The sequence below is a fragment of the Prevotella communis genome, assembly GCF_022024115.1.
GTDB lineage: Bacteria > Bacteroidota > Bacteroidia > Bacteroidales > Bacteroidaceae > Prevotella > Prevotella communis.
The window spans coordinates 2,781,622-2,805,842 of the sequence record NZ_CP091792.1; the positions used below are offsets into that span (position 1 = coordinate 2,781,622).

General features: G+C 52.8%; 23 protein-coding genes. 8 read left to right on the forward strand and 15 right to left on the reverse strand.

Annotation, left to right across the window (positions count from 1 at the left end; translation table 11 throughout):
- Positions 1-154: 154 nt before the first annotated feature.
- Both L6468_RS11665 and L6468_RS11670 read right to left on the reverse strand, forming a co-directional pair.
- Positions 155-2,485, reverse strand: coding sequence for a TonB-dependent receptor (locus tag L6468_RS11665; protein ID WP_237793370.1), 2,331 nt, complete (start codon positions 2,483-2,485; stop codon positions 155-157).
- An 85-nt stretch (positions 2,486-2,570) separates the two neighbouring features.
- On the reverse strand, positions 2,571-2,927 hold the full coding sequence (locus L6468_RS11670) for a response regulator (protein WP_091818891.1): 357 nt from the start codon (positions 2,925-2,927) through the stop codon (positions 2,571-2,573).
- A 134-nt stretch (positions 2,928-3,061) separates the two neighbouring features.
- On the opposite strand from L6468_RS11670, the gene L6468_RS11675 reads away from it, so the two are divergent.
- Entirely contained in the window at positions 3,062-5,074 is a 2,013-nt protein-coding gene (locus L6468_RS11675) for an alpha-L-arabinofuranosidase C-terminal domain-containing protein (protein WP_237793371.1), read from the forward strand.
- Positions 5,075-5,152: 78 nt separating this feature from the next.
- Here L6468_RS11675 and L6468_RS11680 read toward each other — a convergent pair whose 3' ends face one another.
- A complete protein-coding gene (locus tag L6468_RS11680) occupies positions 5,153-5,947 on the reverse strand; it encodes a hypothetical protein (RefSeq protein ID WP_237793372.1) in 795 nt (264 codons plus the stop codon).
- 18 nt (positions 5,948-5,965) lie between these two features.
- The gene (locus tag L6468_RS11685; protein WP_237793373.1) at positions 5,966-6,730 is read right to left on the reverse strand and encodes a radical SAM protein; all 765 of its coding nucleotides are present in this window, start codon (positions 6,728-6,730) and stop codon (positions 5,966-5,968) included.
- Positions 6,731-6,899: 169 nt separating this feature from the next.
- Between L6468_RS11685 and rpsO the strand changes: the two genes are divergently transcribed.
- A complete protein-coding gene (gene rpsO, locus L6468_RS11690) occupies positions 6,900-7,169 on the forward strand; it encodes a 30S ribosomal protein S15 (protein ID WP_091818894.1) in 270 nt (89 codons plus the stop codon).
- Between the two features lie 59 nt (positions 7,170-7,228).
- Here the strand turns inward: rpsO and folK are convergent, their stop codons facing one another.
- The 6 genes from folK to L6468_RS11720 are packed head-to-tail and all read right to left on the reverse strand — an operon-like array spanning position 7,229 to position 11,531.
- On the reverse strand, positions 7,229-7,690 hold the full coding sequence (gene folK / locus L6468_RS11695; RefSeq protein WP_431356701.1) for a 2-amino-4-hydroxy-6-hydroxymethyldihydropteridine diphosphokinase: 462 nt from the start codon (positions 7,688-7,690) through the stop codon (positions 7,229-7,231).
- Between the two features lie 19 nt (positions 7,691-7,709).
- Entirely contained in the window at positions 7,710-8,852 is a 1,143-nt protein-coding gene (gene queA / locus L6468_RS11700; protein ID WP_237793375.1) for a tRNA preQ1(34) S-adenosylmethionine ribosyltransferase-isomerase QueA, read from the reverse strand.
- A 33-nt stretch (positions 8,853-8,885) separates the two neighbouring features.
- Positions 8,886-9,596, reverse strand: a complete 711-nt coding sequence (gene truB, locus L6468_RS11705; RefSeq protein ID WP_091818897.1) for a tRNA pseudouridine(55) synthase TruB — start codon at positions 9,594-9,596, stop codon at positions 8,886-8,888.
- Entirely contained in the window at positions 9,596-10,396 is an 801-nt protein-coding gene (locus L6468_RS11710; RefSeq protein ID WP_237793376.1) for an undecaprenyl-diphosphate phosphatase, read from the reverse strand. The genes truB and L6468_RS11710 overlap by 1 nt, the downstream gene beginning before the upstream one ends.
- 6 nt (positions 10,397-10,402) lie before the next feature.
- Positions 10,403-10,624, reverse strand: coding sequence for a DUF3098 domain-containing protein (locus tag L6468_RS11715; protein ID WP_091818899.1), 222 nt, complete (start codon positions 10,622-10,624; stop codon positions 10,403-10,405).
- A 28-nt stretch (positions 10,625-10,652) separates the two neighbouring features.
- Complete coding sequence (locus L6468_RS11720) at positions 10,653-11,531, reverse strand: cell division protein FtsX (RefSeq protein WP_237793377.1); 879 nt, start codon at positions 11,529-11,531, stop codon at positions 10,653-10,655.
- Positions 11,532-11,751: 220 nt separating this feature from the next.
- Here L6468_RS11720 and L6468_RS11725 point away from each other — a divergent pair, with 220 nt between their 5' ends.
- The 6 genes from L6468_RS11725 to rodA are packed head-to-tail and all read left to right on the forward strand — an operon-like array spanning position 11,752 to position 18,106.
- Positions 11,752-12,351, forward strand: a complete 600-nt coding sequence (locus tag L6468_RS11725; RefSeq protein WP_091818901.1) for an IMP cyclohydrolase — start codon at positions 11,752-11,754, stop codon at positions 12,349-12,351.
- A 34-nt stretch (positions 12,352-12,385) separates the two neighbouring features.
- Positions 12,386-13,408 carry a rod shape-determining protein gene (locus tag L6468_RS11730; RefSeq protein WP_091818902.1) on the forward strand — a complete coding sequence of 341 codons (1,023 nt, stop codon included), beginning with the start codon at positions 12,386-12,388 and terminating at the stop codon, positions 13,406-13,408.
- A gap of 1 nt (position 13,409) precedes the next feature.
- The gene (mreC, locus tag L6468_RS11735; protein WP_237793378.1) at positions 13,410-14,270 is read left to right on the forward strand and encodes a rod shape-determining protein MreC; all 861 of its coding nucleotides are present in this window, start codon (positions 13,410-13,412) and stop codon (positions 14,268-14,270) included.
- A 22-nt stretch (positions 14,271-14,292) separates the two neighbouring features.
- Positions 14,293-14,796 (forward strand): rod shape-determining protein MreD, encoded by a 504-nt coding sequence (gene mreD, locus L6468_RS11740; protein WP_091818904.1) that lies wholly within the window; start codon positions 14,293-14,295, stop codon positions 14,794-14,796.
- A 6-nt stretch (positions 14,797-14,802) separates the two neighbouring features.
- Positions 14,803-16,653, forward strand: coding sequence for a penicillin-binding protein 2 (gene mrdA / locus L6468_RS11745; RefSeq protein WP_237793379.1), 1,851 nt, complete (start codon positions 14,803-14,805; stop codon positions 16,651-16,653).
- A complete protein-coding gene (gene rodA, locus L6468_RS11750) occupies positions 16,634-18,106 on the forward strand; it encodes a rod shape-determining protein RodA (protein WP_237793380.1) in 1,473 nt (490 codons plus the stop codon). The genes mrdA and rodA overlap by 20 nt, the downstream gene beginning before the upstream one ends.
- Before the next feature lie 8 nt (positions 18,107-18,114).
- Here the strand turns inward: rodA and L6468_RS11755 are convergent, their stop codons facing one another.
- From L6468_RS11755 to L6468_RS11775, 5 genes are all read right to left on the reverse strand, one after another.
- The gene (locus L6468_RS11755; RefSeq protein WP_237793381.1) at positions 18,115-18,591 is read right to left on the reverse strand and encodes a gliding motility lipoprotein GldH; all 477 of its coding nucleotides are present in this window, start codon (positions 18,589-18,591) and stop codon (positions 18,115-18,117) included.
- A complete protein-coding gene (locus L6468_RS11760) occupies positions 18,569-19,789 on the reverse strand; it encodes a PSP1 domain-containing protein (RefSeq protein WP_091818908.1) in 1,221 nt (406 codons plus the stop codon). Before L6468_RS11760 ends, L6468_RS11755 begins: the two co-directional genes overlap by 23 nt.
- A gap of 5 nt (positions 19,790-19,794) precedes the next feature.
- Positions 19,795-20,895 (reverse strand): DNA polymerase III subunit, encoded by a 1,101-nt coding sequence (locus tag L6468_RS11765; protein ID WP_237793382.1) that lies wholly within the window; start codon positions 20,893-20,895, stop codon positions 19,795-19,797.
- A gap of 39 nt (positions 20,896-20,934) precedes the next feature.
- Entirely contained in the window at positions 20,935-21,894 is a 960-nt protein-coding gene (metF, locus tag L6468_RS11770; protein WP_237793383.1) for a methylenetetrahydrofolate reductase [NAD(P)H], read from the reverse strand.
- Between the two features lie 172 nt (positions 21,895-22,066).
- The gene (locus L6468_RS11775) at positions 22,067-24,211 is read right to left on the reverse strand and encodes a glycoside hydrolase family 97 protein (RefSeq protein ID WP_237793384.1); all 2,145 of its coding nucleotides are present in this window, start codon (positions 24,209-24,211) and stop codon (positions 22,067-22,069) included.
- Positions 24,212-24,221 lie beyond the last annotated feature (10 nt).

Genomic DNA, 24,221 nt, shown 5'->3' on the forward strand with positions numbered 1-24,221 from the left:
AAGCTTTAGGTTTATGAAATTTTGTGGGCACAAAGGTAATAAAAATCTGCCAAAACGAATAAGACAAAAAGAACTTTTTATAGCACAAAATGAAAAACGCCCCTCAATGCGGGATGCATCAAGGAGCGTGTCGGAAAGGAAACGTGAACCTTCTTTAGAAATGCATACGCAAATCTACGCCAGCATGCAGGGGATTGCCCTGATGGGCAAAGCTCTGATTGGTCATCTGGCTGTTCACGAGGAATGTATGATAGTTTGTGTTGGTCAGGTTGCGGCCCCAGAAATCCACCTCTACCTGGTTCAGACGGAACATCAGGTGGGCGCCCAGTGTGGCATAGAACTTCTGGTACATGTCATTATTGGCCTCCCAGTAGGTCTTACCCTGTCCCTTGACATTGAAGCCCAGGGTGATGCTGCTCAGGATATCATCCTCTACATCGAAACGGTAGTCGCCGTTCACGCTGAACTGATGCAGAGGGATGAAAGGCACGTACATGTCCTTGTAGCTGATGAGGTTGTGCGCATTGTCATAGTCGTCATACTCCTTGAACTTGGCATGGGTGAAGCTGTAGGTGGCACCCCACATCAGGTGGTTGTCGAAAGCCTGTCCGCGAAGGGCCGTCTCCACACCGCAGCTATAGCTCTTGCCGGCATTGTCGATGATACGACCGAAGCCATAGTCGGCACTCATACGTGAGATTTGCTGGTTGCGGATCTGGGTATAGAAGAGTGCCACGTCGGCCTTCACCTTATGGTCAAAGAGATTCAGGTGAGCGCCAGCCTCGTAGTTCCAGGTGGTCTCTGCATCATAGCTGATCTGCTGGTCCTTCTGAGCCTGGTCGTCGGCCGTATGCTGCACCTTGCCGTCGCGGGGGAAGTTGGCACCCAGCGAGCGCATCTCCATCTGGAAGATATCGCTGAAGCCCTGGAAGTTATAGCCACCTGCCAGATAGCCCTTGCTCACCACGGCATAGACATTGGAACCATCCTCGCAGAGGCGGCAGGTCAGGCCGAACTTAGGCAGGAGCTGGTTGGAGGTCTTCTTCAGGGACGACTCGAACGTTGACTCGTATGGGATATTCATCACCATAGGTGCCGGACGACCGGGAATCGTCATGGTCATGGTGATATCAGCCAGGGCGCTGGTCAGGTAATCGTTCTTGATCTGATGATGCTCAAAGCGCAGGCCCAGGGTAGCCATCAGACGGTCAGAGAGATGCAGGTTGGACTCATGGAACACGGCTGCATTCATCTGAGGGGTACGGAAATCGCCAGGCACGCGGAAATTATCGAAGGTCATCTGATGCGTAGCGGGCAGTACGCGCTGCATCATGGCGTTGAGCATGTCGGTCATGCCCTGGCCAAAGCCTACAGGGGCATCGATATGGAGCCACTGGTAACTGCCGAAGACACCCGTGGCGTGCTGCCAGCGACTGGCGTTCTTTGAACGGAACACGATCTCCTCGGTCACGGCATTCATCTTCTGTGTCTGCTGCAGGCTCAGATAGTCCGTTGGCACATAGTCCTGGTCCATCTTCATGCGGTCCCAGAGGTACTGGTGACTGGTTGTTGACGTCAGCAGATAGCCGTTGAGGTCGTAGGAAACGGTCAGTCCTGTATTCACCATCTGACGACGATAGGTATTCATGAAAGTGGTAGAGGGGTCGGCCGTCTCGTCCTTGTCAGCATCATAGGCACCATAGGGAAAACCGTTCTGGATGGTGAACTGATAGTCGCTGGTCAGGTCGAAAGTGAGTCTTGAACTGGGTTTCCACATCAGGCGCACCTTGGCTCCAGCCTCATCAATCTTGTCGTTGCTCTCGTTCAGATTGGTGTTGTGGAAGAAACCGTCCTCACTATTATAGAAGCCTGCCACCATAAAGGCGAACTTATCGCAGGGACGGTGATAGTGAGCCACCTCGGCCTTGCGGCCCTGTCCGAGGCCCATACCCAGACCCAGGTTCACGTCCGTGCCCTGATAGTTCATGGGGTTCTTGGAATAGATACGTACGATGCCGCCCTCGCTATTGCCACCATAGAGGGTGCCCTGAGGACCACGCAGCACGTCAACTCGGTCGAGCTGGTAGAAATGGGTATTGAAGGCCGACTTCGACATCAGGGGGATATGGTCGTAATAGATACCTACGGCCGAGTTGTTCAGACGTGAGCCGATACCTCTTATATACATAGAGGAGGTCAGGCGACTGCCATACTGGGGCATGACGAACGAAGGGACATAGTCAGACAACTGGCCCAGGCTCTTCACCTGGAGCGTCTGCATGTCCTGCATGCCGAAGGCACTGCTGCTCATGGGCTGCTGACGAAGGAACAGGCCCTCCTTGGGCTGGGCCACTACAACCACCTCGTCGAGGTCGATCACACGACTGGTATCGTTGACACTCTCAAAAGAAGCCTCCTTCACATTATCAGCAACCACCATGGTGGCCGACAACAGACAGAGGCTTGTTATAACAATCTTTTTCATCCTTAAAAAATATACCATAAAAAACTGGATGCAAAGGTACGGCGATCTTTGCATCCATGCAATCCCTATTTATATGGATTTTTATTTATTTGCCAATAAACTTTGCAATGGTCTCCAGGCACTTGGCACTACTGATGGGCTTGGTTAGGAACTCATCACAGCCTACCTCAAGCGCCAGCATACGGTCGCTGTCGAAAGCATTGGCCGTCAGAGCCACCACAGGCAGGTCTGGCATCTTCTCCTTAATCAACTTGGTAGCCTCCAGTCCGTCCATTACGGGCATCTTGATATCCATCAACACCATGTCGAAACCACCAGCCAGCGCCATGTCTACAGCCTCACGTCCGTTGACGGCACGCTGGAATTCGTAGTCACGCTTCAGGATGTAGGTCATCAAGATGAAGTTACTGTCATTGTCTTCTGCTACTAGGATTTTCTTCATACCCAAACATGTTTAGTTAGTTAATTTGTTACAAAAGTAATCATTTTCCCTGACATTATTTGCATCTTTCATAACTTTTAACTAATTTTGCACGATAAGAATTGACAATCACCAATTATATTATAACTAACAACATGAATCTGAAACTCTTATCTCTCGCATTCGCCTTATCAGCATCACTCGCTGGCGAGGCTCAGCACGTGATGGACGTGAATGCAAAAAAACTGGGAGCACCAGTACAGTCAACCATGTATGGTATCTTCTTCGAGGATATCAACTATGCTGCTGACGGCGGTCTCTATGCGGAACTGATTATGAACCGCTCGTTTGAGTTTCCCAACAACTTTGCCGGCTGGGACATCTCAGGAAACGTATCGCTGAAGGACGATGGTCCCTTTGAGCGCAACCCCCACTATGTACGTATGGCTCCTGCAAGCCACAGGGACAAGCACACGATGATTGAGAACCAGGGTTTCTTCGGCATCGGCGTGAAAGGTGGCGAGGAGTACCGCTTCTCTGTATGGGCCCGCGTGCCCGATGGCGGCAGTGCCAAACTGTGGATCGACCTGGTGGACAACGCCACGATGGGCGACGACCAGAAACTGGGCAACGCCAGCGTGGACGTCAGTGGCAAGGAATGGAAGAAATACACGGCTGTCATCAAGCCCAAGCGCACCTTTGCCAAGGCACATCTGCGTGTGTGGGGCGACAGTAAGGCAACGACCGACGTAGAACACGTGTCACTGTTCCCCGTCAAGACCTGGAAAGGTCGTGAGAACGGCATGCGTCAGGACCTGGCACAGGCACTGAACGACATGCATCCTGGTGTGTTCCGCTTCCCTGGCGGCTGTATCGTGGAAGGTACAGACCTGGAGACACGCTATCAGTGGAAGAACACCGTGGGACCTGTAGAGAACCGTCCCCTGAACGAGAACCGCTGGCACTACACCTTTACAGGACGCTACTTCCCCAACTACTACCAGAGCTACGGACTGGGCTTCTTCGAGTTCTTCCAGCTCTGTGAGGATTTCGGTTGTGAGCCCCTGCCCGTCATCTCATGCGGCCTGAGCTGTCAGTTCCAGAACCCAGACCCCACGAAGCCAGGCGTACACGTACCTGTAGACCAGCTTGACGAGTATATCCAGGATGCACTCGACCTGGTGGAGTTTGCCAATGGCGACGTGAACACCAAGTGGGGTAAGGTGCGTGCCGACATGGGACATCCCGCTCCTTTCAACCTGAAATTCCTGGGCGTGGGCAACGAGCAGTGGGACTACGACGAGAAGCACGGCGGCTATGGTCCTGTGTTCACCGAACGCCTGAAGAAGTTCAGCGACGCCCTGCGTGCCAAGTATCCCACCCTGAAGCTCATCGGCACCACTGGTCCTAACAGTGAGGGCTGGGACTTCGACCTGTTGCAGCCTCGCATGAAGGAACTGAAGGTGGACCTTTACGACGAGCACTATTATCGTGACGAGAAATGGTTCCTGAGCCACGGCTTGCGCTACGACTCATACGACCGCAAGGGTCCGCGTGTGTTTGCCGGTGAGTATGCCTGTCATGGACGCGGCAAGAAATGGAACCACTACGAGACCTCACTCTACGAGGCAGCACATATGACTGGTATCGAGCGTAATGCCGACCTGGTGCACATGGCTACCTACGCTCCCCTCTTCGCACATGTGGAGGGATGGCAGTGGCGTCCGGATGCTATCTGGTACGACAACCTGCGCTCTTTCAAGTCCGTCAGCTACTATGTGCAGCAGATGTTTGCCATGAACAAGGGTACCAACGTGCTCCCGCTCACCATGGACAAGAAGCCCGTTGCCGGTCAGGAAGGACAGGACGGTCTGTTTGCATCAAGTGTCTTCGACAAGACCACAGGCGAGGTTATCGTCAAGGTTGTGAACACCTCTAAGCAGGCTCAGCCTGTCACATTGAACCTGCAGGGTATCAAGGGCAGTCGCACCGCCGAGACCCTGACACTGAGCTGGAGTGGTTCGATGGACGACGAGAACACGCTGGATCAGCCAGAGAAGATTACGCCAAAGACGGGCAGCATCGGTTGCACAGCCGACAAGAAGCAGGCAGTACTCAACGATGAGTTGCCAGCCATGTCGTTCCGCATCTACAAAATCAAGAAGTAACCGCTGACAAGCAATCAATAAAAAGCCTCCAGCCCTGGCATCACAGGACTGGAGGTTTTTTCTGTCTGTCTGGAAAACCTATTCTTGTATCAGGGCGTCAAACTCATCCGGTTTTCCCACGATATTAAACACGCTCTTCAGCAATTGCTTGCGTCGCGAATACAGGTTCTGGGGCGTGATATCCATGAAGGCGGCAACCTCAGAGAGGGCGAAACGCAGACGGATGAGCATGCAGATACGATAATCGGTATCTTTCATGTTGTGGTTGGGGTCAACCTTCTTCCTGAAATCAGGCAGGTACTCGTCGACCGCCATTTCAAGCGCGTTCCAGTCGTCCCTCGAAATACTTTGCAGGGGATGCTTGCCCAAGTCCCTGAAACGAAGGTAGACATCCGACTCGTAGATTCTGTTCTCCTGTATTCCGTTCTCCTGCGAATCCTGTTGCTGGGGTTTCTTCTTCCGCTTCAACAGGAAGCCAGCGACACCCAGGAGTGCCAGAAAGACCAGTCCGCCTACAACCCAGATGAGACCACCTGCCGACTCCGTTTTCTCTTCCTGGAGCAGAAGGGCCTGACTGTGTACCCTTGCAAGCAGATGACGGTCGCAGTCCGTTGCCGTCGTATCAGCACAAGCCTCAGCCTTCTGAAACTCATCAAGAGCCTGACTCACCTCCCCCATCTCGGCATAGGTCCGCGCCAGGATATAATGACCCAACATCTGTTCGTTGGGCGTACCATGCCCATCAAAGTATTCACTCAGACTAATCGCCAATGTATCACCAGGCACCAGGATATCGTCCTGCTGCTGATGATTCCCGCATCCCAGTGACAAGAGAGAGAGACAGGCGAAAATGATGGCGATGAATCTGTGCACGATACCCTGTTTTGAGCGTTAGTAACTGGCAGTACAGGGAATACCCATGGCTATCACACGGTCGCGAATGGCATCCAGCTCCTCATGAGTAGCTTTCTGAAGCAGACGGTCAGGCGTCTCGCGGTCTATTGTATAGATCATCACCTGACTGGGTGCTATCTGCCTGACGGCCTCCAGCCAGGGACCTACATACGCCTCACCCGTATTGTCACTATGGTCGCCCTTCATAAACATGGTCTGGATAATCACATGACTATTGAAGCGCTTCAGGTCCTCTATCACCTGGTTGACATCATAGTGGCCACAAGGACGGTCCACCTTATTAATATATATAGGGTCGACGGTATCCAGTTTCAGTATGTTATTGTCCACACGCATCAGGGCATCATGGACAGCCTGACGGTGAATCATCGTCGAGTTACTGAGCACAGAGACCTTGGCATTGGGGAAATACTTGTCGCGCAGACGCAGCGTATCATCGATAATCTCAGGAAACTCAGGATTGACCGTTGGTTCACCATTGCCTGCGAAAGTCAACACATCAGGCGCAGGTCCGTTGGCCAGCATATCCTTCAGTTTAGCCTCGAGTGCCTCGGCCACCTCCTGACGACGAGGCATTGGTTTGGTGGGACGATGATCAGCGTTGAAACCACATTCACAATAGATGCAGTCAAACGAGCACACTTTGCCATCGGCAGGCAAGAGATTGATACCCAGCGAGATGCCGAGTCGACGACTATGAACAGGCCCGAAAATGGGCGAAGGATAGATGATTGTTGACATAATTGATGCAAAAGTACGCAAAATATTTGTAAGTTCCAAATAAATTCCGTACCTTTGCACCCGCTTTTCGGAAAATCCGATGCATTCGACGACGCGATTCGTTGTGATTAAGGCGCTGAGCGTGGGAAGAATGTTATGGCAACAACTTATTAATCATCAAATTACAATTATGTATCTCGATCACGCAAAGAAAGAAGAGATCTTCAACGAGTTTGGCAAGGGCAATACCGATACTGGTAGCGCTGAGAGCCAGATTGCACTGTTCACCTATCGTATCAAGCACCTGACTGAGCACCTGAAGCAGAATCACAAGGATTTTGTTACCGCTCGTTCACTGACCAAGATGGTAGGTCGTCGTCGTAAGCTCCTGAAGTACCTCTACGTCAACGATATCAATCGTTATCGTGCTATTGTGAAGGCTCTGGGTCTGCGTAAGTAATCCCACCTCACAAGGAGAAAAACAAGCCCCGCCAGTCATCAGATTGGCGGGGCATTTTTTTATTTTCTTATCTCGTTGAGCGGAATCATCACAAAATCCCGTTCCTCCATCAATGGATGAGGGATTTTCAACCCTGGCTCATCCATATGGAGATCGTCATAGAGCAGGATATCGATGTCAATGGGACGATCGTGGTAGATGGGAGGTCTGAGGTCTGAAGGCTGAAGGCTGAGGTCTGAGGGGCGCTCCGTGGCATGTGTCTGCGTCTTGCCCAACAGATGTTCGATACACTGATTGGCAGTCAGGACATCATAGGGTGAAAGGGATGTCTCCACAAGAATCACAGCATTGACGAACTGGTTATCTGACTCATACCCCCATGGTTCGGAATAGAAAAAAGCAGACTGGCGCACCACGGTGCCAATCTGCTCATTTATCATCGAAATGGCTTTGCGCAGGTTTTCCTCCTTGTTTCCCAAATTGGAACCAAGTCCCAGATACACCTGATGCAAATTCTCAATTATCAATTCTCAATTATAATCAATCGTCCACTACCAACATGGCATCGCCATAGCAACCGAACTTAAAGCCGTTCTTGATGGCAATCTTGTAGGCCTCAATGGTCAGCTCATAGCCAGCGAAAGCGGCAGTAGCCATCATCATTGTAGACTCAGGATGATAGAAGTTGGTAATCACAGAGTCAGCCAGACCAAAGTCATATGGAGGGAAGATAAACTTATTCGTCCATCCGCTAAACTCCTTCAGCATGCCATCCGTACCTACAGACGACTCCGTAGCACGCATCGTGCTGACACCAACGGCACAGATATGATGACCCTCCGTCTTAGCACGATTCACAATCTCGCAGGTCTCTAGAGAAATCTCAACCTGTTCGGAGTTCATCTTATGCTTGGTCAGGTCTTCCACCTCAATAGGATCAAACGAACCAAGACTGCAGTGAACGGTGAGGTAGGCAAACTGATATCCGCGAATCTCCATCATCTTCATCAGCTCACGACTGAAATGAAGACCTGTGGCAGGTGCCGTCACAGCACCCTCGTTCTTTGCGAAGATCGTCTGGAACTGTTCCATATCATCTGGTTCAGCCTTACGACGGTCTACGATATAGCGAGGCAGAGGAGCCTCACCCAGGGAGAACAGTTCGCGCTTGAACTCATCGTGAGGACAGTCATAGAGGAAACGCAGCGTACGTCCACGACTGGTTGTATTATCAATGACCTCAGCCACCATGGGACCCTCGCCGTCGAAGAACAGCTTATTGCCGATACGGATCTTGCGTGCGGGCTCTACCAGCACGTCCCACAGACGCAGCTCCTCATTGAGCTCGCGCAGCAGGAATACCTCAATCTGAGCATCAGTCTTCTCCTTAGTACCATAGAGACGAGCAGGGAAAACCTTTGTATCATTAAATATAAAAGTGTCTCCTTCATCGAAGTAATCAAGCAGGTTGCGGAATGTCATGAACTCCTCAGTATCGTTGCCATCAGCATCCTTCTTGAAGATTTCAATCTTCCCGCTCTTACGGTGCACCACCATCAGTTTACACTGGTCGCGGTTGTACACGCGATCAACAGTACCGTCCTCATTCTCAAAAGCACGGTGAGGCGGGTAAAGAGCCACCAACTCCTCAGGTAGTTTGAATTTGAATTGTGATAGTTTCATATATTATACAATAACTTTTTATTTGTTAATATGTTACTGTGTCTTTAAAGATGGTATTTTGTCTTCCAGCCATGCAGGGAATTCATCCAGTGTCAGACAGTCCTCTATGCGCACATCGCCCAGACGAGTACGACAGAGAGCTGTCAGGAAGGCACCACTTCCCAGTGCCTCGCCGATATCACGGGCCAGGGAGCGGATATAGGTACCCTTTCCACAAGCCACACGGATGCTCATCTGCATCGTCTCAGGGTTGAAATCAGTCAGTTCTATCTCATCGATATGAATCGTCTTTGCCTTCAGTTCCGCCTCACTGCCCTGACGTGCCAGTGTGTAGGCACGATGCCCGTCGACCATCACAGCCGAATAGATAGGAGGCACCTGCTGGATATCGCCAACAAACTGTGGCAGCACACTTTCTATCAGTTCGCGAGTGATATGGCGCGTGGAGTAGGTCATGTTCACCGTATGCTCACGGTCGTAGCTTGGTGTCGTAGCTCCCAGTTGCAGCGTTGCCGTATACTCCTTGGAAGCCAGTTGCAGCGACTCAATACGCTTCGTGGCCTTACCCGTACAGAGAATCAGCACACCTGTAGCCAACGGGTCGAGCGTACCGGCATGGCCAGTCTTCAGTCGCTTCACATGCAACGCCCTCGACAAGCGGGTACGAACATAAGCCAGCGCGCCGAACGACGACATCCGATAGGGCTTATTGATATAGATAAATTCGCCTCCGTGGAAATCCATTAGCCAACCAGACTATAGGTGATAGCAACCAAGCCTACGATGGCACAGTAGATGCCGAAGTAAACCAACTTACCTTTCTTCACGATATTAATCATCCACTTACAAGCCAGGCAACCACTGAGGAATGCAGCCACAAAGCCGATAGCCATGGGCAATGCGCCAACACCGCCAAAAGCCTCCTCGCCCTTTGCAAACTTCATCACAGAGAGCAGGGCCTGACCCAGAATAGGCGGAATCACCATCAGGAAAGAGAACTGCGCCAGCTTTTCCTTCTTATTGCCGAGCAGCAGACCTGTAGCGATGGTGCTGCCTGAACGCGACACACCAGGCAGTACGGCGATGGCCTGTGCGATACCGATAATCAGGGCATCAAGCCATGAGAGATGATCCTTCTGACGAGGTTTTGCGAAATATGTGAACGTGAGCAGCGCTGCCGTCACCAGCAGACAACAGCCCACCAGCAACAGATTACCAGTGAACAACTCCTCAATCTGGTCCTTGAACAAGACGCCCACAATACCTACAGGAATCATAGATACCACGATATTCAGCGCATACTTCGTCTCTGCGTTCATCTGGAATTTGAAGAGACCACGCATAATCCAGTCGATCTCACTCCACAATACCACCAGTGTAGACAGTACGGTAGCTACGTGAAGCATCACGTCAAACGTCAGGTTCTCTTCAATCTCAACACCCAGCAGCGCATTGCCAATCTCCAGATGGCCACTGCTGCTCACAGGCAGATATTCTGTCAAACCCTGGATGATACCCAGAATCAATGCTTGCAACCAATCCATATCCGATTACTTACTTTTGTGCACCACGGCATAAATCATTGAAACGAAACCAAACAGACACACCAGCGGAGCCACCTTGATACGGCGTGCGCTGAAAATATCGGGGTTGTATGCCTGATCAGTAGAACCGTCACCAGCCATCAGGATGAATCCGATGACAACGATAACCATGCTAATGGCCAACAGGATGAAATTCATTCGTCCGAATGCAAAATCTTTCTTATCCATTTATATAAATAATTCTTAATTCTTAACTCTAAATCTTATACAGTTCTCCAGCTGTCATTCGCAGGAACTTATTCACAGACAACAGCGTGCAGAATACGGTGATGACGAAGCCGAACACAAAGACTGCAGCAGCAGTGATTGCCAGTTCACGCCACGTCATAATCTCCTCAACATGAGGCATGAAAGGCATCAGCATATAGATGATACCACCCAGGAGCGAACAGGTCAGCAAAGCCGAGATAACACCCACCACAACAGCCTGTTTCAAGAAAGGTCTGCGGATAAAACCCCAAGACGCTCCCACCAGTTTCATGGTGTGAATCAGGAAACGGCGAGAGTAGATGCTTAACTGGATAGAGTTGCTTATCAGCGTATAACATATAAATATAAGTAGTACCGACAAGCCCAGCAATGCAATGCTGACAGGTTCCAGGATACGGTTCATACCGTCAATCTCATCCTTGGTATAGGCCACATCCACCACGCGTCTGTCCTTCAGCAGTCTCTTCACAATCACAGACAGCGAGTCCGTATTGGCATACTCGGCCTCCATGGTCACCGTGAGTTCAGGTGAGAAAGGATTGCTGCCCGTAAACTCCGTAGGATCGATACCCATCTCTTCCTTAGCCATCTTCAGGGCCTCCTCACTGCTGATGAAAGCCACCTGGTGCGCATAGGGCTTCTTTTGAATCATCTTTCCCAAGGTAACACCATCCTCCTTGGCTATCGTATCACCAAGGATGACGCTGATCTCCACGTTCTCCCGTAAGTTCTTCTGTAAGTTGTGAGCTGTCAGTACAGAAAGCATGACCAAGCCCAAAAGTGTCAGCACCATCGTGGTACTGATGCACAAGGTCACCATCTGCAGCCCGTGCCGACGTTTCTCCAGATTCCTGCTTTTTCTCATTTAAATAAGAGCCTATGAAGGCAAATTCGTAAAATAATTCTGCAAAGGTACTATAAAATGGTATAACAGCAAAACGTTTTAAGAATTATTTGCATTCATCTTTTGATATGAGATAGCATTTTGCGATATATCAAAAAATAATTGGCTTTTCATCACCATTAATTCACAAAACTTTTGTACCTTTGCAGCCCAAAACATATAACGTTATATAGAAATAGGTATGGCTGAAGTTAAAAAGATTAAGACTGCATTGATTTCCGTATTCCACAAAGATGGATTGGATGAGTTATTGAAGAAGTTGAACGCTGAAGGCGTTAAGTTCTTGTCTACTGGTGGTACCCAGAAGTTTATCGAGGAGCAGGGCTATCCCTGTCAGAAGGTGGAAGACGTGACCACTTACCCCTCTATCCTGGGCGGCCGTGTAAAGACCCTGCACCCAAAGGTATTCGGAGGTATCCTGGGACGCCGCGACAATGAGGGCGACCGTGAGCAGATGGCAAAGTACGAGATTCCAGAGATCGACCTTGTTATCGTTGACCTGTATCCTTTCGAGCAGACCGTAGCTAGCGGTGCCAGCGAGGCCGACATCATTGAGAAGATTGATATTGGCGGTATCTCACTGATCCGTGCCGGAGCCAAGAACTTCAAGGACGTCGTCATCGTACCCTCTAAGGCTGAATACAGTGTATTGCTCGATATCCTGAACAAGAAAGGCGCTCAGACTGACATCGAGGACCGCAAGATGTTTGCAGCCCGTGCATTCGGCGTGAGCAGTCACTACGACACAGCCATTCACGGTTGGTTTACAGCCAACAAATAAGAAGAGACACATTTCGTAATCTTAAATTTTCAGAATGGGATTTTTTAGTTTTAGACAAGAACTGGCCATGGACCTTGGCACGGCCAACACGATTATAATCAGTGATGACAAGATCGTGGTAGATGAACCATCTGTGGTGGCACTCGACCGCCGTACGGACAAGATGATTGCCGTAGGACAGATGGCCAAGATGATGTATGAAAAGACACATGACAATATCCGCACCATCCGTCCCCTTCGCGACGGTGTGATTGCCGACTTCTCTGCCTGCGAGCAGATGATGCGCGGCCTGATCAAGATGGTGCATACAGGTCATCATTTCTTCTCACCCTCCCTGCGTATGGTGATTGGCGTGCCCAGCGGTTCTACTGAAGTGGAGCTGCGTGCTGTGCGCGACTCTGCCGAGCATGCCGACGGACGTGACGTCTATCTGATTTTCGAGCCTATGGCAGCAGCCATCGGTATCGGCATCGACGTAGAGGCCCCCGAGGGTAATATGATTGTGGATATCGGTGGTGGTTCTACCGAGATTGCCGTCATCTCCCTTGGCGGTATCGTATCCAACAATTCCATTCGTACTGCAGGCGACGACCTGACAGCCGACATCCAGGAGTATATGTCACGCCAGCACAACGTGAAGGTATCTGAGCGTATGGCCGAGCGTATCAAGATTAACGTAGGTTCTGCGCTGACCGACCTGGGCGATGAGGGTCCTGAGGACTATATTGTCCACGGTCCTAACCGTATCACCGCCCTCCCCATGGAGGTTCCCGTGTGCTATCAGGAGATAGCCCACTGTCTTGACAAGACGATTGCCAAGATTGAGAACGCCGTGCTCTCTGCTTTGGAGAACACACCCCCTGAGCTGTATGCCGATATCGTAAAGAACGGTATCTACCTCAGCGGTGGCGGTGCCCTTCTGCGTGGTCTGGACAAGCGTCTGGAGGACAAGATTAATATTGAGTTCCACGTGCCCGAGGATCCTTTGCATTCAGTAGCAAAGGGTGCCGGTATCGCACTGAAGAACGTTGACCGTTTCTCATTCTTGATGAGATAGGATGCACAACCTACTGGCATTCCTTAGCAAATACTACCACTGGCTCATCTTCCTTTTACTGGAAGTGGTCAGTGGTGTGATGCTGTTTAAATACAACAGTTATCAGGGTAGCGCATGGACTTCGTCAGCCAACGCAGTGGCCGGCAAGGTCTACGAATGGCAGTCGGGCATCGAGCATTTCTTCTCCCTCTCCAAGAGCAGTGAGCAACTGACCCAGCGCAACCTCTTCCTGGAGGAAGAAGTGCTGCAGTTGCGCAGGAGTCTGGCAAAGGCTACAGCCGACTCTTCCTGGTTCCAGAAGCACGAGACGGCACACCTCAGCAAGTATTCACTGATACCCGCCAAGGTGGTGAACAATTCCATTCATAAGAAAGACAACCTCATCACCATTGACAAAGGCAGTGCCGATGGTGTGAAGACAGATATGGGCGTGGCTTGCGGCAACGGTCTCGTTGGCGTGGTCTACCTCACCAGCGAACACTATTCCGTGGTGATTCCCGTGCTCAACCACCTGTCGCATATCAGCGTGACCATCCGCAACCGCGGCTATTTCGGTTACCTGACGTGGGACGGCGGCAGTCCTGTGGTGGCCTATGTGGAAGATATCCCCCGCCATGCACAGTTCAAGAAGGGCGACTGGATAGAGACCAGCGGCTATTCCAACATCTTCCCTGCTGGCATCTCTGTAGGCAAGATTGTGGATATCAAGGACTCCGACGACGGACTGTCCTATCGTCTGAAGCTGAATCTGTCGACCGATTTCTCCTGCCTGCGCGACGTATGCGTCATTACCGAACAAGGCTTTGCCGAGCGTATGCAGCTGCACGAGGCCGCCGTGGATTCCATGAAGAGTAGACAATAGAAAAAACTAGCATTTCAGAAGTATGATGACGGACATGATACAGCGTATAGTCATGATGGTAGTATTCTGCCTGGTACAGGTCATGGTGCTCAACCGCATCCATGTGTTCAACTGTGCCACTCCCTTGCTGTATGTCTATTTCGCCATCATGTTTCCCCGCAATTATCCCCGTTGGGCTATCCTGCTGTGGTGTTTCGCCCTCGGCCTCATCATCGACACCTTTTCCAACACCCCTGGCGTAGCCTCAGCATCCATGACGCTGATAGGCGCCTTGCAACCCATGTTGCTGGAACTGTTTCTGCCGCGTGATGCCGACGACCACCTGAAGGTATCCGCAGAAACGATGAGCGTGGGTAAGTTTGCCCATTTCTCCAGCATCCTCACCCTGCTGTTCTGCATCGTATTCTTTGCCCTTGAGTCGTTCAGTTTCTTCGACTGGCTCTACTGGCTGCAATGTGTGGCAGGCAGTACCATCCTCACCGTTATTTTCATTTTCACACTCGAGTGTTTCAGAAAAAGTAAGTAAGCAGACGTGAAGAATTACGGACTGGAGTATAGACGGTTTGTGATAGCTGGCGTGGCAACCTTCATTGTCATCGTCTATATCATCCGTCTGTTTACCCTTCAGCTGATGAGCGACGACTACAAGAAGAACGCCGACTCCAATGCCTTTCTGAAGAAGATAGCCTACCCCTCGCGAGGCGTCATCAAGGACCGCAACGGCAAGTTGCTGGTCTACAACCAGCCTTCGTATGATATCATGGTGGTGATGAACGAAGCCAAGAACCACCTTGACACCCTCGAGTTCTGCGAGGCCCTGGGTATCACCCGTGAAGAGTTCGACGAACGCATGGAGGCCATCAAGGACCGTTCGAAGAACCCCGGCTATTCACGCTTCACCGAACAGATGTTCATGAGTCAGCTCTCCGACCACGACTTCAGTGTGCTGCAGGAGAAGATGTACCGCTTCCCTGGCTTCTATGCCCAGAAGCGCAGCATCCGCCAGTACGAATATCCCTATGCTGCCCATGTGCTGGGCGACGTGGCAGAGGTGTCACCGTCAGATATTGAGGAAGACGACTACTACCAGTCGGGCGACTATATCGGCAAACTGGGTGTGGAGCGCTATTACGAGAAATACCTGCGCGGCGAGAAAGGCGTGCAGATTCTGTTGCGCGATGCCCACGGACGTATCCAGGGCAGCTATAAGGACGGCGAACTGGACCGTCCCCCTGTGCCGGGCAAGAACCTGACCCTGGGTATCGACATAGACCTCCAGGCCCTAGGCGAACGATTGCTGGAAGGCAAGATCGGCTCTATTGTAGCCATCGAGCCCAAGACGGGCGAAGTACTCTGCATGGTCAGTTCCCCCACCTACGATCCCCGTATGATGGTAGGACGCCAGCGTTCCAAGAGTCACATCGAACTGAGCAGGAATTCCTGGAAGCCCCTGCTCAACCGTTCCATCATGGGACAGTATCCCCCTGGCTCCACCTTCAAGACCACCCAGGCCCTGACCTTCTTGTCGGAAGGCATCATCACCCCACATACAGCCTATCCCTGCTATCATGGCTTTGTGTATAAAGGTCTGCGCGTAGGTTGTCACGGCCACGGTTCCCCCCTACCCCTCGTTCCGGCCTTGTCCACCTCGTGCAACGGCTATTTCTGCTGGGGACTCTACCATATGATGGGTAACCGCCAGAAATATCCCACCGTACAGGTAGCGATGGACAAATGGCGCGACTACATGGTGTCTATGGGCTTCGGCTACCGACTTGGCATCGACCTGCCAGGCGAGCGTCGCGGACTGATACCCAATGCCACGTTCTATGATAAAGCCTATAAAGGTTCGTGGAACGGTCTCACCGTCATCTCCATCTCCATCGGACAGGGTGAGGTCAACGCCACGCCCCTGCAGATAGCCAACCTTGGTGCGACGATTGCCAACCGCGGCTATTTCATCACACCCCATGTGGTCAAGAAGATTGAGGACAACAAACTGGATACGCTCTATACCAACCGTCGCTATACGATGGCCAGCAGACAGGCCTACGAAGCCGTGGTGCAAGGCATGCGCTCTGCTGCGCTGGGAGGTACCTGCCATGAACTGGCGAAATACGACTTCATGGCCTGCGGTAAGACCGGTACCGCCCAGAACCGTGGTCACGACCACTCCGTCTTCATGGGTTTCGCGCCCATGGACGACCCCAAGATTGCCGTTGCCGTGTATGTGGAGAACGGCGGATGGGGTGCCACCTATGGTGTGCCCATCGGCGGACTGATCATGGAGAAGTACCTCCACGGCGAACTCTCAGAGGCTTCAAAGGCCAAAGCTCAGGAAATACAGGATAAACGAATTAACTATGGTACAGCCGACAGATAGAAAATACAGCGTCATACGTTCCGTTGACTGGTGGACGATTGTCATCTACGTGGCCCTCTTGTCACTGGGATGGCTCAGCGTCTGCGGTGCCAGCTACGACTATGGCAGCGACACCGAACTGCTCTCGCTCTCTGCCCGTTCCGGCATGCAGATTGTGTGGATCGGCACCTCTATCGTGCTAGGCACCGTCCTGCTCCTGCTCGACGACCGCCTCTACGACACCTTTGCCTACGTCATCTTCGCCATCCTGCTCCTGCTGCTCTTTGCCACCATCTTCAACCCCCATAGCATCAAGGGCTCCCGATCGTGGCTCGTGCTCGGTCCGCTGCGCCTGCAACCGGCTGAGTTTGCCAAGTTTGCCACAGCCCTCGCCCTGGCCAAGTTCATGGGCACCTACGGCTACGACATCACCAGGCCGCGCGACTTCATCAAGACGCTTGCCATCATCCTAACGCCCATGCTGTTTATCGTGATGCAGCGCGAGACAGGTTCCGCCCTGGTCTATCTCGCCTTCTTCCTGATGTTCTACAGAGAAGGCATGTCGGGCAGTATCCTCTTCACGGGCGTGGCCATGGTCCTCTATTTCGTCATTGGCATCCGCTATGCCGAACCCACCCTGTGGCACACCCCCACCTCCATTGGCTATTACGTGGTGTTCCTGATGATACAGCTCTTCTCTGCCGTGATGATAGGCGTGTACTGCCAGCGATGGGACAAGACCATCCTGTGCCTCAGCATCTGTATCGGCGTCACCCTGGTGAGCACCCTGTTCTCCTTCTTTGTGGTGCCGTTCAACCTGTTCTGGGTGCAACTCCCGCTCACCCTTTTCCTCATGGGCTACCTGTTGTGGCACGGCCTTCGCACGCGCGTACATAATTATTTATGGATACTGGCCTTCTCAGCCGGTTCACTTGTATTCTTCAATTTTGCCGACTACGCACTCAATCATGTCCTTGAGCAGCACCAGCGCACCCGTATCAATGTGCTTCTCGGACTGGAAGAAGACCTGAAAGGTGCCGGTTACAACGTGCACCAGAGTGAGATTGCCATCGGCTCCGGCGGACTGGAAGGCAAGGGTTTCCTCAATGGCACACAGACCAAGCTGAAGTACGTGCCCGAACAGGATACCGACTTCATCTTCTGTACCGTTGGTGAGGAAGAAGGATTCGTAGGCGCTGCCGGCGTACTGCTGCTGTTCCTCACCCTGATACTACGCCTGATCCACCTGGCCGAACGCCAGCCCACCACCTTCGGGCGCGTCTATGGCTATTGCGTCCTGTCCATCTTCCTGTTCCATGTCTTCATCAATGTAGGTATGGTATTAGGTCTCACCCCCGTGATAGGCATCCCCCTGCCCTTCTTCTCCTATGGCGGTTCGTCGCTGTGGGGCTTCACGTTCCTGCTCTTTATCTTCCTGCGTATCGATGCAGGGCGCAACGCGGCCAACAGGTAATCAACTGATTACCCCTCGTCGGCCCTTGTCATACTGAACCCCACATCCTTGATGCCAGGCAGGTTCTCCCTGTGCATATAATGACGGATGCTCACGCGCAGCGTGTCGCCATCCTGCAGTTGCATGCGCGATACAGGCGCCGTCAACTGCCTGTAACTGACGCCCTCGCCCTCGCCGTGTCCCTTCTCGTCCGTCAGGTTCATATAGACCGTATCCTGACGATGCGCGCCCGACGGCTGTGCCTCCTGCGACACGATCAGGGCGATGTTCATATAGGGATAGATTCGCGTAGAACGAATCCCCACCTCCTCTTCAAACGTGCCACCCTCGCGCACAGGCACCACATACGCCACACTGTCCCTACGTTCCCATCCCTCTGTGCCGATGTTCTCGTAGTGACTGTAAACCGTTTGGCGGCTGCAACCGGTCAGTACCAGTTGGGCCGCCATCAGTATCAGCATACTATTCCTGAGCAGGTTTCTCATTTCTGTGCTGTTCGCCTCTGTGCTGTTCGCCTCTTGGTTGTCCACCATTGGGTTGTCCGCCGTTGGGCTGTTCCCCCTTAGGTCTCTGAGGCTTCTTTTTCTTCTTTTTCTTCTTGGCCTTGTCGAAGCGGTGTATATCGTCGCCAGCGAGCAGGTCCACAGGCGCATTCTCCTGCTGCTTCTTGATTTTCTCCTCATCGGGCTGCAGGTCGGCAGGCTTCTGTCCGCGCTTGTTCATCTCGATGATCTCCTTGGCGCGCTGTGCCGTGATGGTCTCCAGGTTAGCGGCGATGCGCTTGTCCGTAGAGTACGTCACCAGTCCTGCCAGGATATCAGCCTTGAAATAGTAGTAGTCCGAGTCGAGCGTCTGCAGCACCACCTCACGGTTAGGCAGCACCTTGCCAGCCTCCATGTAGTCATCCACCTCGTAGTTCAGGCAACATTTCAGTTTGGCACACATACCAGCCAGCTTCTGCGGGTTCAGCGAGATATCCTGATAGCGGGCGGCACCCGTGCTCACAGAGACGAAGTTCTTCATCCATGTGGCGCAGCACAACTCACGTCCGCAGGGACCCGTTCCGCCGATGCGGCCAGCCTCCTGGCGCGCTCCGATCTGCTTCATCTCGATGCGTACGTGGAAGGCAGCAGCCAGGTCCTTGATCAACTGGCGGAAGTCCACGCGCTCGTCGGCGATATAGTAGAAGATAGCCTTCTGACCGTCGCCCTGATACTCCACGTCGCCAATCTTCATGTCCAGTCCCAGTTTCTTGGCAATCTCACGGCTCTGGATCATCGTCTCATGCTCGCGTGCCTTCGCCTCGTGATACTTGTCCATATCCACCTGGCGTGCCAGTCGGTAGATGCGCTTGATATCATCGGCACTCTTCAGGTTGGCCTTCTTGATCTGCAGCGTCACCAGTCGTCCTGTCAGCGTCACCACGCCGATATCATGACCCGGACTGGCCTCCACGGCCACGATGTCACCCTTCTTCAGGGGCAGGTTGTTCACATTGTGGTAGTAGCCCTTGCGGGTGTGCTTGAACTGCACCTCCACCAGGTCGGTCGTCTCCAGGTTGCCAGGCACGTCGGCCAGCCAGTCGTACGTATTCAACTGACGGTCCTGTCGGCCCACGGCAGCTCTGCAGAGTCCACGGTCACAACCGGTTCGTATCTCGTATGTTCTTTGTTTCTCTTCCATGTATCTTATTTTTGAATCAACAATACAATCATTTTCAGGGCGTAGTCAAAGAAGACTATCTTGCCGTTGGCATTCTGACCTATGTCACGTATGGCCACGTTGGTCAGGTCGTAGAGCGGCAGGATGTTCGCCTCATTGATGAAACGGGCAAAGTTCCTGGCAAAGTCCTCCTCTTCCTGCGTCATGTATACCAGTTCCTCCTGACGGAAGTTGTACATGAAGTTCTCGCGAAGCATGCGCAGCACGTACAGCATGAAGGCTTTCTGCTTCTCACGGCCCAGGTTGCCCAGCGTCTCGCTCCATTTGCGCAACTCGCGTACCTTACGCTGGTAGGCCAGTCGCATCAGCATCACGAAGAGGTCGAAGAAAGCCTGATTATCCGTGCCCACGCTCAGCGCCTCCATCGCCTTCAGCCACGAGCCGTTGGCCAGTCGGCTGACGCGCTGTGCCGCGTTCTCGTCAATACCCCTGCGCTCTATCAGCGCCTGTCGGATGGTCTCAGCGGGCAGTTTCTTCACATCGATGCGCTGCACCCTGCTGCGGATGGTCTCCAACAGCTTGTCGGGCTCTTCACACACCATCAGGAACACCGTCTGCGAGGGCGGTTCCTCTATGAGCTTCAGCAGCTTGTTCGCACATTCTATGTTCATGCGCTCGGGCAACCAGATGATGCTCACCTTGTAGCCGCCCTGACTGGACTTCAGACTCAGCTTCCTCACCAGCTCGTCGCTCTCGCCGGCCGTGATGATAGCCTGCTGGTTTTCCGCCCTCATCGCCTTGAGCCATTCCTCAACCTTGAAATACGGCCCCTTCATCAGCAGGTCGTGCCACTCGTGGATGAAATCATCACTCACGGGCTTGTGGTCGGCACTCATCGAGGGCAACTTGATGGTAGGAAATGTGAAATGCAGGTCGGGATGCTCCAGTTTCTGCACCATCGCATTATCCTCGCCCAGCAGATACGAAGCAAAAGCCACCGCCAGTGCCAGCTTTCCCGTACCCTCAGGTCCGCAAAGCATGATGGCATGCGGCAGACGCCCTTCCTCGACCATCTGCACCAGGCGCTGCTTCACCTCCTCCTGTCCTATAACGTCACTGAAGTTCATCAGTCTATCGTCTTAACTCCTTTTAACTCCTTAACTCCTTTATCTCCTTAACTCCTTCACAATCTCCACCACGCTATCCACGGCACCCACCGTATAGAAATGGATGTCGTTGACGCCATGGGCATATAGCTCCTGACACTGCTTCACGGTCCATTCCACGCCCAACTTACGCGCGTCGGCATCCGTCTTGCACTTCACTATCTCGCGGGCCAGTGCCTCTGGGATGTCGCAATGGAAGGTGCGCGGCACCACACTGAGCTGTGTCAGCTTTGCCAGCGGTTTGATACCAGGGATAATGGGGATGGTGATACCCATCTGGCGCGCCTTGTCCACAAAGGCAAAGTATTTCTCGTTGTCGTAGAACAACTGCGTCACGGCATACTGTGCACCCAGGTCCTGCTTCTCCTTCAGATACTGCATATCCATCTCCAGGTTGGGCGCCTCCTCGTGCTTCTCAGGATAGCAGGCCACACCGATATCAAACTTAGCCCCCGGGTTCTTGATGGCCTCACCATTGGCAAAGAATCCCTCGTTGAAGCGCTGCACCTGACGAATCAGGTCGGTGGTGTGGGCATGACCGCCCGGCGTAGGCGTGAACACGCGGTCCTCCTTCGCCTTGTCACCACGCAGCAGCAACAGGTCGGTGATACCCAGGAACTGCAAGTCCAGCAGTTCATACTCGATATCCTCAATCGTAGCGCCACTACAAATCACGTGGGGCTGCACCGGAACCTGGAAACGCTGCTGAATGGCTGCTGCCACGGCAATGGTGCCAGGGCGCAGACGCATGCGCTGACGCTCAAAGCGCCCGTCGCTCAGTTCCTTATACACATACTCGCTGTGATGCGTCGTAATATTAATGAATGCAGGATTCAGCTTACAAAGCTTTTCGATATCGGCAAAAAGCTTGTCTGTGCCCGTCCCCTTCAGAGGGGGCAGCACCTCAAACGAGAACTGATGCTCGTCGCTATTCTTGGTTATCAGGTTTGCTACGGCCATAATTGGGTGCAAAGATACTAAAAAATTTCTTTTTTCGAGCATGATTTAGGAATTATTGCTGCAAAACGCCTATGAATCGGGCTATTGCACCCTCACACCCTCGAAATTAAAATACGGCTCCTGAAGCGGAATGCTTCGGGAGCCGTTATTGTTTTGTCGGAAAGAACCCGGGTTAGTAGGCCACGAAACCGCCGTTGGGCTGCATGGTGATCTTTGCCTTGCCCTTCTTCAGCTTCAGGGGACTGATGGCGATGCCGGTGACGGCGCCCTTCTTGTCAACCTGGTCACAGAACTGACGGGTGACATCGAAGTCGTCGAGGTCGAGAGTCAGCGTGAGGGGCTCCTTCAGGGCATTCAGACCAGCCACATACCACTGGTCACCATGACGGCGGGCCAGCACGACATATTTGCCAGGATAGCCATCCACATAGCGGGTCTCGTCCCACGTGGTGGGGATAGCCTTGAGGAAATCCAGTTCGGCCTGAGGCAGCTCCTGCAGGTTATTGGGCTGCATGGCGATGCACTGGATGGCCGTCTGGTTGGTGAAGGCCGAGGCAATCTCGAAGGCATCGGTGGTCTTACGCGTATGGCGCGTCTTATTGTCCTTCGACATATACTTATTCATGATGACACCACCCCAGTCCATCGTGGCCACCGCATTACGGCAGAAAGGATGCATGGTGAGGTCGAAGGGCTGACGCACGGCAGCACCCTCGTTGAAATACACATTCTCGCTGGCCAGCACAGCCTCAGAGGCCACGAAGTTGGGATACATGCGCTCCCAGCCACGAGGCAGCGTGCAGCCATGGAAGATACACTGGATGCCGTAGCGGTTGGCATCGAAGAGGATATCCTCGTAGAGCTTCATCGTCTCCTGCTTGTCGCCACCGAAGAAATCGACCTTGATACCCTTCACGCCGATGCTCTGGAGCCAGGCCATCTCGCGCTCACGTGCCATGCTGGTGTTCAGACAGTCGCGTGGCGTCTGCGGCGCATCGTTCTCGAAGCCGTTGGAGTTGTACCACAGCATCAGCGACACACCCTTTGACTGCGCATACTTAGACAGTTCAGCCATGCGCTCACGACCGATGTTCTGGTCCCACCAGTTGTCCACCAGGCAGAACTCATAGCCCATCTCAGAAGCCAGGTCGATGAACTTCACCTGATCGTCGTAGTTGATGGAGTTGTCCTGCCAGATCAGCCATGACCAGGTGTAGCGGCCGTATGATGGCTGAGGGGTGATGGATGAGGGCTGAGGGGTGATGGATGAGGGCTGAGGGCTGAGGGCTGATGTTTTTGCGACAGAATCGCTTTTGGTATCGCCAGGGGCACAGGCGGCACAGTCGGCGCTCTCCTGGAACTCCTCCAGATTCTCCATGGTGCCGAAGGAGTAGCGGGGTGCTACCACATCATAGGCAATGGTAGTCTCGACGATAGGCGCCAGCGTGTTGCCCACGGTGATAGTACGCCAGGGCGTCTTGCCAGGCAGGGCGATACCCGCCGTGGTGGTGCCGATGCCATTGTTCTCGCCTGCCATGGGGAAAGCAATGGTGTAAGGATAATCAGAGAGGTGAGAGCCGCAATACTGACTGCTGACACCCGTCTCAGAGATGAGCACCCAGCCACCCGGCTCTGTGGCCTGCGACTTTGCCGCAGGCAGCTTAAACAGGCAGGGGAACGTATAGCCCTCGCCATACTGCGAACGGGCCGTCATGGGCATGTCGGCCTTGTACTCCTCCTCGTAACTGGGTTTGGTACGCTCCCATCCCACCATCGCCTTGCTCTGAGGCGTGAGGAACGTGGTGGTACCATCGGGCAGGACGAAGCCCGTGGACTCATGCTGAATCACGGCACTCTTGGGATTGTCATCCTTCTGACGAGGGATATGATAGCGGAAAGCCACGTCGTTGTTGCTCACAGAAAACTCCACCGTGATCTTCTGACCGGCAGCATTCTTGAAACTGACAAACAACTGGGCAGCCACGTAGTGCATCCACGAACGCTTCGTCTGATGCATCTGATAGAGACGGTCAGCACCGCCCATCCTGGACGTGGTGATTCGGAGCTTCTGGGTGAAGTCACCGAAGTCGGCCTTGAATCCCAGTGGCGAGGGCAGCAACACCTGTCGGCCGTCGTACTTGACGGCATAGGTAGCACAGGGGCCGTCGTCACTCACCGTTACCACCAGTTTCCCGTCGGGCGAGGAGATGGCATCCTCACGAGCCGAAGCAGTTAAAGGTAAGAAAGTAAAAAGGTAAAAAGGTAAAACACCCATTACCGCCTTTCTTACCAATGATAATTTCATCTGTTTCTTCATTTTATTTCTT